The following is an 11,109-nucleotide window of genomic DNA, read 5'->3' as shown; positions in this document are numbered from 1 at the left end:
GTCGGCGATCGAGTTGGAGTAGTCGCGGACGAGCTGGTCGAGCATCTTCTGCGGGTCCTCGGCCTGGTCGAGGAGCGCGTTGACGTTCGCGCGGACGAGGGTCGAGATGCGACCGAAGATGGACTGCTTGGCCATGCGGGTGTTCCTTCCGGGAAGCGACGGTGTCGAGTCTGGTGGCGGTTGCTACGAATTGTCTGTGATGGACCGGTGCGGGCGCGAGGGGTGGATCAGCGGCGTCCCCCGCGTCCCCCTCCGGCGCGGCTGCGGCCGCCGCCCGAGAAGCCGCCTCCGCCTCCGCTGCGCGAGCGACCGCCCCCGCCCGAGAAGCCTCCGCCGAAGCCGCCCCCGCGGGAAGCACCTCCGCCGACGCCGGCCCCGAAGCCACCCAGGCCTCCGAGACCACCGCCGCCGAAGCCACCGCGTCGGCCGGAGCCTCCGCCGAGCAGGGTGTTGACGGCGATCCCGCCGAGGATGGCCCCCATCAGGTCACCGCCTCCTCCGCCGCCGCCGAACGACCCGACGTCGCTCTGCGCGGCGGACGCGGCCTGGTCGGCGAGTCCGGCGGCGCGCTGGGCGAGGGCGAGAGCGCCTTCGGGGTCGTCCGCGCGCAGCTGCTCCGCCTGCACGAGGGCGGACCCGGCCTCGGCCAGACGGGTGCGCGCGGTGGCGCCGACGGCACCGCGCCGGGCGGCGATGAAGTCCTCGGTCGCACGCACCTTCGCGCGAGCCTGGGCGAGCGTCGCGTCGAGCTGCGTCTCGGCGCGCCGACGACGCTCGGCCGCGTCGCGCGCCTCGGCGAGAACGGCGTCGATCGTGGCGTTCGCCTGCTGCAGCGTGTCGGCCGCGCCCAGCGGGTCGGTGCGCGCGCCCGACAGTGCGGCGCGGCCGGCGTCGAGCTGCGTGCGCGTGGACGCGATCGCCCCGGCGACCCGACCGTCCGCGTCGGGCAGCTCGGCCGCGGTCGCGAGGTCGCCCTCGAGCTCGGCGACGAGGGCCGCAGCGCGCTCCTTCGCCCGGTCGAGATCGGCGCCGCGGGCCGTGATGGCGGTTCGCAGCGCCTCGGCCTGGGCCAGGGCGGTTTGGGCGGCGCGGATCGCCACGGCCGCCTCGCCGGTCCGGCCCGCCGCCAGGGCCGCGTCGGCCTCGGCTTCTTGATGGGCGGCGAGTTCCATGCGGGTCCGCGCCTGCGCCGGGTTGTCGGCGACCGGTGCGAGAGCGTCCTCGGTGTAGCGCTCGCGCAGGGCGTCGAGCTCGGCGTCGGCGCCGGTGACGGTGGACGCGACCTCGCTGCGCCGCGCGGCCAGGGCCGTCAGGGCGGTCGGGGCGTCGGCTTCGAGGGCGCGCAGCTCGTCGAAGGCTTCGGCCTTGGCATCCAGGGACTCATCGATGCCGGCGCACAGGCGCAGGATCTCGACGTAGGCGGCGCGGCGCTGCTCGTCGGTCTCGGGCTGGTCGTCGTCGAGCTGCTGCTGGAGCGAGAACGCGCGGTCGAGGTCGGTCTTGGCCCGCGCGAGCACCTCGGTGAAGGGGACCGCGGCGTCGTCGCCGAACTGCGCACGGGCGAAGCCGAGCTCCTGCTCGCTGGTCTTGATGGCGTCGTCCGTGGCGACGAGCGCGGAGCCGGCGCGCCGCGACAGCTCGTCGATGCTCTCGGCCTGGTCCCCTCCGGTGCCCGCGGTCGTGCGGCGCCGTCGTCGCAGGGCGAGCCACACGAGTGCGGCGGCGATGGCCGCGAGCAGCAGGCCCACCAGCACGATCGGCCCCAGGGCGGGACCGGGCTGCGTGGCCGGGGTCGGCGGCGGGGCCGGCTGATTGCCGCCCGACTGAGCGTGCGCGGTACGGATGCCGTCGGCGGCGGCGATCGCTGCCCCGGCGTCGTCGCCGGCCTCGAGGGCGGGTTGCACGCGGTCCTGCTCGATCGAGGTCAGCTGTGCGGCCGTGAGCTCGCCGTCGTCGACATCGCCGGAGAGGTAGAACGAGAACGCGTCGCCCTCGATCGCCACCGCGAGCAGGTACTGGTGCGGACCGAGGTTGTTGCGGTTCGCGGTCTCGTTGGCCCAGTCCTCGGCGGCGGGCGGATCGGTGAACCCGTCGACGTACACCACCCACAGGTCGAGCCCCGTCTGGTCGCCCAGGGTGATGAGGCGGGACTGCACCTCGGCCTCTTGTGCGTCGGTGAGGACCCCGGCCTGATCGAGCACGTAGCTCGAGCCCAGCGTCGGGGGAGCGACGGCGGCCGCGCTCCACGGCGAGACCAGCACCCCGGCCGCGGCGACCACCGCCGTCGTGATCGCTCGTGCCACCCTCGGGTGTCGCATCCATCCTCCTTCGGCGCCGGGTGTCCTCCACCCTATGCACGACCGTCGACACGGGGGTAGGAGCGGCGCGCCCCGGGCGGACGCGCCGGCGCGCCGCCTAGGCTCTGACGTTCGGAGGTACACGATGGACGACCGCTACGGCACCGACGTGCTCGCGCGTGGCTGGCGCGACGCCGGCCGCAAGAAGCCCGCCCCCGTGGCGGCATCCGCGGATCTCGTGGTCGAGGTCGTCGGCGACGGCTTCGTCGGCGCGGTGACCCGCGTGGACGGCATGAACGTCGAGCTCGAGGACCGCTTCGGCAAGACGCGCCTGTTCCCGCTGGGCGGCGGCTTCCTCGTCGACGGGGCCCCGGTGGTGCTGACCGCTCCCGCCGCCGCCGCGAAGGGGCGCACCCGCACGGCATCCGGATCCTTCGCGGCGGAAGACCAGCGCGCCCGCACCGCCCGCGCGAGCCGGATCTTCGTCGAGGGCAAGCACGACGCCGAGCTCGTCGAGAAGGTCTGGGGTGCGGACCTGCGCGCCGAGGGCGTCGTGGTCGAGTTCCTCGAGGGCGTCGACCTGCTCGAAGAGAAGCTGGATGCCGAGCCCCCCACCGCCGAGCGCCGCTACGGCGTCCTGGTGGATCACCTGGTGCCGAACTCGAAGGAGTCGCGCATCGCCGAGAAGATCGCGCGCGGCCGCCACGGTGCGCACGTGCGCATCGTCGGCCACCCCTTCGTCGACGTGTGGCAGTGCGTCACGCCCCGTGCGCTCGGCATCGCCGCGTGGCCCGAGGTGCCCCGCGGCATCGAGTGGAAGGTCGGCGTCTGCCGCGCCCTCGGCTGGCCCGCCGAGGAGCAGGCCGACACCGCCCGCGCGTGGCAGCACATCCTGTCGAAGGTCACGACCTTCCGCGACCTCGAACCGGCCCTGCTCGGCCGCGTCGAGGAGCTCATCGACTTCGTGACCGTCCCGTGAGCGGCCGCAAGGTGCCCGTGCGGCACACCCCCGAGGGGCAGCCGAATACCCTGGAGGACATGGATGCCGCCGCCCCCGTGTTCCGCGACAAGCCGGTGTCGTTCGTCCGGCGCAGCGGCCGCATGTCCGAGGCGCAGGACCGCGCCTGGGCCGAGCTCTCGCCGTTCTACCTGCTGCCGGTCGAGCGCGCCGCGGCCGCGACGAGCGTGAAGGCCGGATCCGCGATCGACCCCGGGGCCGTGTACGGCCGCTCGGCCCGGCTCGTCGTGGAGATCGGCTCCGGTCAGGGGCACCAGATCGTGTCGGCCGCCCAGGCCGCGCCCGAGACCGACTTCCTCGCGGTGGAGGTGTTCACCGCGGGCCTGGCCCGAACGATGCTCGACGCCGATCGCGAGGGCGTGAAGAACCTGCGCCTGGTCGAGGCGAACGCGCCGGAGGCGCTCGAGCACCTGCTGCCCGCGGCATCCGTCGACGAACTGTGGGTGTTCTTCCCCGACCCCTGGCACAAGAACAAGCACACCAAGCGCCGTCTCGTCGCCCCCGACTTCGCGCGCATCGCCGCGCAGGCGCTCCGCCCCGGCGGCATCCTGCGCCTCGCGACCGACTGGCAGGACTACGCCGATCAGATGCGCGACGTCCTCGATGCCGCCCCCGGCTTCGAGCGGGCGTTCGCGGGGGAGTGGGCCGAGCGCTTCGACGGACGTGTCCTCACGGCCTTCGAGCGCAAGGGTCTGCGCGTCGGCCGCGACATCCGCGACCTGACGTACACCCGGGTCTCGCCGTGACCGCGCACGCCGCGGTGCCGGTGCGCGAGCGTTCCACGTGGACGCCGAAGCTCATCCCGGCGCTCGCGGTGTGCCTCGCCGCCCCGGTGCTGTTCGTCGTCCAGGTCGTCTGGGCCGGCTGGATCCTGCTCGCCGTCGCCGTGGCATCCGCTGTCCTCGTCGACCGGCGCAACGGGGTCGCCCTCGCCCGCGGGGCCGAGCCGAGCATCGCCCGCGACGTGTCGCTGATCGCCGCGGGTCAGTTCATCGTCAGTCTCATCCCGCTTCAGGCCGAGCTCGACGACGCGGCCTTCGTGCGGTTCACGCTCGCTCTCGGCGGGGCGGTCGTCGTGCCGTACGTGATCTCGCGCTTCGTCTACCGGGATCGCGCGATCTCGTTCCCCTGGCGCGGCGGCGGACGCTGGACGTGGTGGCAGTGGGCGTGGCTGGCCGGCGTCATCGTGCTCGGCTACCTGATCCTGCCGTTCTACTTCATCACCTCGGGCGTCTACACGAACTGGCCCGCGGTGACCACTCCCGACCTCATCGCGCGTCTGTTCGTGGGCGTCGGCGCGGTCGGCATCTGGGACGAGCTGTTCTTCATCTGCACGGTCTTCGTGCTGCTGCGCCGGCACTTCCCCGACCTCACCGCCAACCTTCTGCAGGCGATCGTCTTCGTGTCGTTCCTGTGGGAGCTCGGCTATCAGGCGTGGGGGCCGCTGCTGACCATCCCGTTCGCCATCGTGCAGGGCTTCCTCTTCCTGAAGACCCGGTCGCTCTGGTACATCGTGACGGTGCACCTGCTCTTCGACGCCGTGGTCTTCGGGGTCCTCGTGCACGCGCACAATCCGGGCGCGGCATCCCTCTTCCTGATCTGATCCCGGATGCCGTCATCCCGCGTCCGTCCTCGCCGACGCCGCGTCCCTCCCCGATAAACGCTGATCCTGTCGAGACACGCGGCGCGCCGCCGTGTCTCGACAGGCAGAACGTTTATCGAGGGCGGGGGAGCAGGGCGGGCTGCTCGGGGCCTGCCCAGGTGCGACCGCTACGCTGAGCCATGGACGCCTTCCGCGTCCCCGGACGAGGGATCAGTACCCGGACTGCGACAAGACTGGCCAGGGAGCACTGCCATGTCGTGGATCGTCCTCATCGTCTCGGGTGTCCTCGAAGCCGTCTGGGCCACGGCCCTGGGCCGTTCCGAGGGATTCACCAAACTGTGGCCGAGCGTCGTGTTCGGCGTCGCGCTGGTCGCCTCGATGGCAGGGCTCGCGTACGCGATGCGCGAGATCCCGACCGGCACCGCCTACGCCATCTGGGTGGGGATCGGGGCCGCGCTGACCGTCGTGGTGGGAATGATCTCGGGCACCGAGGCGATCTCGGTGGTGAAAGTCCTGCTGATCCTGGGGCTGGTGGGCTGCGTCATCGGCCTGAAGATCGTCGGCGACGCCCACTGACCAGGGGATTCCGCCGGAAGTCAACCGGATGGAACGCTCGGTTTCATCCGGTACGATCCACCCCAACTGCACTTGTCCGGGCCCGACACCGTCGTCACTCGCCCACATCTTCTTCGTGAAAGGTTCCGAGTGAGCGCACCGCCGAGCGAGCTTGTCACCCCGACCCAACCGTCGAGGGTCATCGGGCGTCCGTCGCGACGTCTCGACCGTCTGCGTGATTCTCGCGTCGGACGGGCTCTGCGCCAGTACGGCGCAGACGTGCTGCGGGCCCCCGAGGGCGTCGTCCCCATCGAGCGCGGGACCTTCGTCAAGGTGCTGGCGCTGTGGGCGATCGCGCGCGTGGTGAACTTCGGTCTGCTGTGGGGCTTCTACTCGGTGGCCAAGGCCGCCCGCTGGGGTTTCGGCCCCGACAGTGAGCGCCTCGGCACCTTCTTCGACTACCTCACGGGGTGGGATGCCGACCGCTACGGCCAGATCGCGGCGCAGGGCTACCCGATGTCGCTGCCGATGAACGTGTCGGGCGACATCCTCCCGAACAACTGGGCGTTCCTGCCGGTGTTCCCCACGCTCGTGCGCGTGGTCTCGGGGGCGACGGGGCTGGGCTGGCAGCCGGTGGCGGTCCTGCTGAGCCTGGGCGCGAGCCTGGGGGCGACCTGGCTCCTCTTCGTGCTGCTGCGCACCGTCACCAGACCGCAGCCGGCCTGGTGGGGCATGGTGTTCTTCTCGTTCGCCCCGATGTCGTTCCTCTTCGTCATTGGCTACAGCGAGGGCCTGTTCATGCTGCTGATGTTCGCCGGCATGCTGCTCGCGATCAAACGGCGCTACCTGTGGATCCTGCCGATCGGTTTGATCACCGCGTACACGCGTCCGGGCGTCCTGGCCCTGGGTCTCGCGCTCGGCATCGTCTTCCTCGTGCGCTTCTTCCGCCGCAAGGTCGACCCCTTCCCGGTGCGCGAGTGGGCATCGCTCATGGCCTCGGGCCTGACGATCGCGGTGGCCGGTCTGTCGTGGAACCACATCGCGCAGTACGTCACCGGCACGCACAACGCCTACATCCGCACCGAGCTCGGCTGGTGGCTCGACTACGTCGGCAACGACGAGTTCACGCCCTTCACCCCGTGGTTCCGGCAGGCCGCCACGCACTTGGGCGTCGTGGGCGTCGTGCTCGTGGTCGCGCTGATCGTCGGCTTCCTCGCCCTGATGTGGTCGCGTCCCGTCCGAAAGCTCGGCCTCATGGTGGTGGCCTACGGCTTCAGCTACGGCGTCTACATCCTCGCGGTCTTCCTGCCGCAGCAGAGCACCTTCCGCCTGCTCATGCCCATGGCTCCGCTGCTGGGTGACGAGCGGTGGTCGTCGACGCCGCGCCGTCGCGTCGCGATCCTCACGGGGTGCGTGGTGCTGCAGCTCGTGGCCATTCTGCTGCTGTGGACCCGCGGGAACCCGTGATCCGTCCGTGAACGCGCGAAAGGGCGGTGCCGATCGGCACCGCCCTTTCTGCGTCCTGAGGGGTGATCAGTCCGGGGATCCGCCGGGGTCGACGGCGTCGATCACGTCCTGCTCGACGGCGTTGTCGGCGTCCAGCTCGGCCGAGCCGACGGCGTCGCTCTGCTCTCGGGCGAACGCGCCGCCGTCATCGTGCGACGCCGGACCGGGCTGCGTGTCGGGCGTGAGGGGGATCGTCGGTTCGGCGGGCGTGGGTGCCGTGGGTTCCGCGGGCGTGGGCGCGGTCGGTTCGGTGGGGGATCCGGGGGCGGGGGTCGGGGTGCTCATGCGTCGACTCTTCGCCGGCAGGTCGGTGCGCGCGAGCCCCTTCCCGATCCGGTCGCAACGGTGTAACCGTCGGGCGCTAGGCTCGTCGCCGGGGAGAACGACCGCAGGGGGAGATGTGTCGACCGCACACGATGTGACCAGGCGCGAGGCCATCGCGCAGTATCGACTCGTGGGCGAGCCGCCCGAGCCGGACTTGCAGGGTCTCGTCGAGCTCGCGGCGACCGTCTGCGACGTGCCGACGGCGGTCATCAACATCATCGACGACCGTATGCAGCATCAGGTCGCCGCGGTCGGCATCCAGGCGGCCACGTGCTCGCGCGAGGACTCGATGTGCGCCGCGGTCATCGTGAACCCCGGTCGGGTCGTCGTCCCCGATGCGCGTCTGGACGCGCGCTTCGCGGCCAACGCGTTCGTTACCGGTGAAGTCGCGAACGTCCGGTTCTACGCCTCGAGCCCGCTCATCACCCCCGACGGGGTGGCGATCGGCACGCTCTGCGTCTTCGACGACGAGGTCGGAGAGCTCTCGGATGACAGCAGCCGCGCCCTGGATCTGCTCGCCCACCAGGTCATCGACGTCCTGGAGCTCCGGCGCGTGCAGCGCGACCTCGTCGAATCCAACGCGCAGCTCGAGAGCTTCGCGGCCCAGGTCAGCCACGACCTGCGCAACCCCCTCACCGCGCTGACGGGCTTCCTCGAGCTCGCCGCCGACAGCCCCGAGATGGCGGCGGCGCCGCGGGCGGCGCATTCCCTCGCCCGCGCCGAAGCCGCGGCCGGACGCATGACGGCGATGGTCGCCGACCTCCTCGATTTCGCGCGTATGGGGGGCACGCGGCCGCACCTCGGCGAGGTCGATGTGGCCGAGACCGTGGACGCCGTGCTCGAGGATCTCGACGGCGCCCTCGTCGCCACGGGCGCCACGGTGACGGTGGATGCCGAGACCTTCGTCCGCGCCGATGAGACCCTGTTGCGGGTGCTGCTGCAGAACCTCATCGCGAACGCCGTGAAGTTCACGGTGGCCGCCGATCGCGTCCCCGACGTGCGCGTGAGCGTCGAGGTGCTGCGCGACGGCTGGCGCATCGCGGTGGATGACAACGGCGACGCGGTCGACGCGGACATGCGCGAGCGCGTGTTCGAGCCGATGCAGCGCAGCCACGGGGCGGATGTGCAGGGGATCGGCATCGGCCTGGCCACCTGCCGTCGCATCGTCGACGCGCACGGCGGTTCGATCGGCTTGGACGTCTCGCCCGCCGGCGGCACGCGTGCGTGGTTCGTCCTTCCCGCGGGCGAGCGTCAGCGGGGTGCCGCGGCGGCGTGACCGCGGGGCCGCGGCTCGTCGCCGGTCCGGCCGAGCGCGGCGGCTCCGCGATACCCGGACGCGCGCCGGGGCGCAACCTCCGCGACGGGTGTCGGTGGGGGACCGTAGCGTGGGCGGGGTCGAGGCGGTTTCTCGCGGCATCCCTCCGCACCTCTTCGACGGGGAGGATCGGCGCATGGCCCGCAACGTCCGCCTGATGCACTGCACCCCCGACGACGTGTTCCGCGTTCTCGAGAACGGCTGGCTCTACCCGCTGTGGGTGGTGGGCACCTCGCGCATGCGCGACGTGGGCGAGGACTGGCCCGCCGAGGGCGCGACCCTGCACCACTCGTTCGGTTCGTGGCCCCTGCTCGTGAACGACACCACGGTGATGCGGGTGTGGGATCCACCCCGCCGTGCCGTGCTCGAGCCGCACGGCGGCCCGATCGGCGTCGCCCGCGTGGCGGTCGACGTGAAGCCGCGCGGCGACGCGTGCGTCGTGCGCATCCAGGAGGAGCCCGTGACCGGACCCACCAGGATCCTGCCCGACACCGTCTTCGACGCCATCACCCGGTGGCGCAACGCCGAGACGCTGCACCGCCTCGCCTACCTCGCCGAGGGAGGGGCGCCCGGTATCACCGGCGGTGCCGCTGCGGTCGGTCATGCCTCGACCGCCGAGAAGGAGCCCGTGCCGCGATGAGCGAGAGCTACGACGCGATCGTCGTCGGGTCGGGGCCCAACGGCCTGGCGGCGGCTGTCACCCTCGCGCGCTCCGGGCTCGCGGTCGCGGTCTACGAGCGCTCCGCGCAGTTCGGCGGGGCCGCCGCGACGGCCGAGCTGACGCTGCCCGGCTTCCGCCACGACGTCGGTTCGGCGGTGCACCCGCTCGCGCTGGAGTCGTGGTTCTTCCGCGAGTTCGGCCTCGACCGCCGCGTGCCGTTCGTCGTCCCCGAGGTGTCGTACGCGCACCCTCTCGACGGGGGGCGCGCGGGCCTCGCCTGGCGCGATCTGTCGCGCACGGCCGAGGGCCTGGGCGTCGACGGACCCGCCTACGAGCGCCTCATGAGGCCCCTCGTGACGCACCTGCGCGGTGTCGCGGACTTCACCGGCAACGCTCTGCTGCGCATCCCGGGCGACCCCCTCGCGGCCGTGTTCTTCGGTCTGCGCGCGATCGAGCAGGGGGGACCCTGGTGGAACGCGCGTTTCCGCGACGAGGTCGCCCCGAGCATGATCACCGGTGTCTCCGCGCACACGATCCTGCACCAGCCGAGTCTGGCCGCGGGCGGGGCGGGTCTGGTGCTCGCCACCTACGGTCATGGCCGGGGCTGGCCCATCCCGGTCGGCGGCAGTCAGTCGATCGCCGACGCGATGATCGACGACATCCGCGCGCACGGCGGTGTGCTGCACGCGGGCGTCGAGGTGACCTCGCTCGACGAACTCCCTCCCGCCCGCGCGGTGCTGCTCGACACGAACCCGCGCACGATGATCCGCCTGGCGGGGGAGAGGATGCCGTCGGCCTACCGTCGCACGATGGAGCGGTTCCGCTACGGCGGCGGCGTCGCCAAGGTCGACTTCGCGCTGTCGGAACCCGTGCCGTGGGTCGACCCGGACGTGGCCCGCTCGGGAACCGTCCACATCGGCGGAACACGCGCCGAGATCGCGGCGGCCGAGAACGCGGTCAACCGTGGGCACCTGCCCGATGCGCCGTACGTGCTGGCCGCGCAGCCGACGCTGTTCGACCCCACCCGTGCCCCCGACGGTCGGCACGTGCTCTGGGCGTACACGCACGTGCCCGCCGGCAGTCCCGCCGATCGCGAAGAGGCGGTGGTACGCCAGATCGAGCGCTTCGCCCCCGGGTTCCGCGACACGGTGCTGGCGTCGTGCTCGCGCACGGCCGTCGACATCGCGGCGTGGAACCCCAACTTCCCCGGGGGAGACATCTCGGCCGGTGCGCCCACCCTCACACAGCTGCTCGGTCGCCCCGTCTACAGTCCCGACCCGTGGCGCACCCCGATGCGGGGTGTCTACCTGTGCTCCTCGTCGACGAGCCCCGGCCCGGGGGTGCACGGTCTCGCGGGATGGCAGGCCGCCCTCAGCGCGCTGCGCCACGAGTTCGGCACCCGTCTGCGCCCGGGTCTCGCTCCCCGCGACGACCAGCTCTTCACCCCGGTGCGCTGAGCGTGCCCGAGGGTGACAGCGTCTTCCGCCTGCGACGCCGATTGGATGCCGCCACTCGCGGCGCGGTCGTGGTGGACGGCGAGCTGCGCTCCGGCAACGCCGCCGGTCGCTCTCTCGCCGGGGCCACGATCACCGCCTACGACACGCATGGAAAACACCTGCTCACCCGTTTCGACGACGGCCGCACCCTGCACACGCACCTGCGCATGCAGGGCAGGTGGACGATCACGCGACCGGGTCGGCGCCTGCCGACGGCGGTGCGCGATCAGGCGCGCGTGCGGATGCGCCTGGGGGACGGACGCGAGGTGTGGGGCATCGACCTCCCGGTGGTGGAGCTGCTGCCCACGGCGTCGATCTCTCGTGCCGTGGGCAG

General features: G+C 72.2%; 12 protein-coding genes and 1 riboswitch. Of the genes, 9 read left to right on the top strand and 3 right to left on the bottom strand.

Features of this window, described 5'->3' with window-relative positions:
• Nucleotides 1–135 (bottom strand): PspA/IM30 family protein (locus tag QZ433_RS10500; RefSeq protein ID WP_295783001.1); only part of this gene is annotated, 135 nt, incomplete at its 3' end.
• Nucleotides 136–227: 92 nt separating this feature from the next.
• Nucleotides 228–2,318: a TPM domain-containing protein gene (locus QZ433_RS10495; RefSeq protein WP_295782997.1), complete on the bottom strand. Its 2,091-nt coding sequence runs from the start codon at nucleotides 2,316–2,318 to the stop codon at nucleotides 228–230.
• Nucleotides 2,319–2,442: 124 nt separating this feature from the next.
• Between QZ433_RS10495 and QZ433_RS10490 the strand changes: the two genes are divergently transcribed.
• The 5 genes from QZ433_RS10490 to QZ433_RS10470 all read left to right on the top strand — a co-directional run bounded on the left by QZ433_RS10490 (nucleotide 2,443) and on the right by QZ433_RS10470 (nucleotide 6,940).
• Nucleotides 2,443–3,276: a DUF3097 domain-containing protein gene (locus tag QZ433_RS10490; RefSeq protein ID WP_295782995.1), complete on the top strand. Its 834-nt coding sequence runs from the start codon at nucleotides 2,443–2,445 to the stop codon at nucleotides 3,274–3,276.
• Between the two features lie 59 nt (nucleotides 3,277–3,335).
• Nucleotides 3,336–4,061, top strand: a complete 726-nt coding sequence (gene trmB / locus QZ433_RS10485; protein ID WP_295783000.1) for a tRNA (guanosine(46)-N7)-methyltransferase TrmB — start codon at nucleotides 3,336–3,338, stop codon at nucleotides 4,059–4,061.
• Nucleotides 4,058–4,918, top strand: a complete 861-nt coding sequence (locus tag QZ433_RS10480) for a CPBP family intramembrane glutamic endopeptidase (RefSeq protein WP_295782992.1) — start codon at nucleotides 4,058–4,060, stop codon at nucleotides 4,916–4,918. Before trmB ends, QZ433_RS10480 begins: the two co-directional genes overlap by 4 nt.
• Nucleotides 4,919–5,095: 177 nt before the next feature.
• Nucleotides 5,096–5,160, top strand: a riboswitch (guanidine-III (ykkC-III) riboswitch).
• A gap of 10 nt (nucleotides 5,161–5,170) precedes the next feature.
• Nucleotides 5,171–5,494, top strand: coding sequence for a multidrug efflux SMR transporter (locus QZ433_RS10475; RefSeq protein ID WP_295782990.1), 324 nt, complete (start codon nucleotides 5,171–5,173; stop codon nucleotides 5,492–5,494).
• Nucleotides 5,495–5,623: 129 nt separating this feature from the next.
• A complete protein-coding gene (locus QZ433_RS10470; protein WP_295782987.1) occupies nucleotides 5,624–6,940 on the top strand; it encodes a hypothetical protein in 1,317 nt (438 codons plus the stop codon).
• A 66-nt stretch (nucleotides 6,941–7,006) separates the two neighbouring features.
• On the opposite strand, the gene QZ433_RS10465 is transcribed toward QZ433_RS10470, so the two are convergent.
• On the bottom strand, nucleotides 7,007–7,264 hold the full coding sequence (locus tag QZ433_RS10465; RefSeq protein ID WP_295782982.1) for a hypothetical protein: 258 nt from the start codon (nucleotides 7,262–7,264) through the stop codon (nucleotides 7,007–7,009).
• Nucleotides 7,265–7,379: 115 nt separating this feature from the next.
• Between QZ433_RS10465 and QZ433_RS10460 the strand changes: the two genes are divergently transcribed.
• The 4 genes from QZ433_RS10460 to QZ433_RS10445 form a co-directional block, all read left to right on the top strand.
• A complete protein-coding gene (locus QZ433_RS10460; RefSeq protein ID WP_295782979.1) occupies nucleotides 7,380–8,579 on the top strand; it encodes an ATP-binding protein in 1,200 nt (399 codons plus the stop codon).
• A gap of 175 nt (nucleotides 8,580–8,754) precedes the next feature.
• Nucleotides 8,755–9,258, top strand: a complete 504-nt coding sequence (locus QZ433_RS10455; RefSeq protein ID WP_295782976.1) for an SRPBCC family protein — start codon at nucleotides 8,755–8,757, stop codon at nucleotides 9,256–9,258.
• The gene (locus QZ433_RS10450) at nucleotides 9,255–10,736 is read left to right on the top strand and encodes an NAD(P)/FAD-dependent oxidoreductase (RefSeq protein ID WP_295782973.1); all 1,482 of its coding nucleotides are present in this window, start codon (nucleotides 9,255–9,257) and stop codon (nucleotides 10,734–10,736) included. The genes QZ433_RS10455 and QZ433_RS10450 overlap by 4 nt, the downstream gene beginning before the upstream one ends.
• A gap of 2 nt (nucleotides 10,737–10,738) precedes the next feature.
• The coding region (locus QZ433_RS10445; RefSeq protein ID WP_295782969.1) for a DNA-formamidopyrimidine glycosylase family protein at nucleotides 10,739–11,109 on the top strand (371 nt) is incomplete at its 3' end.

This window comes from uncultured Microbacterium sp., from assembly GCF_913776565.1.
Lineage (GTDB): Bacteria > Actinomycetota > Actinomycetes > Actinomycetales > Microbacteriaceae > Microbacterium.
This window is presented reverse-complemented; position numbering and strand designations above follow the sequence as displayed.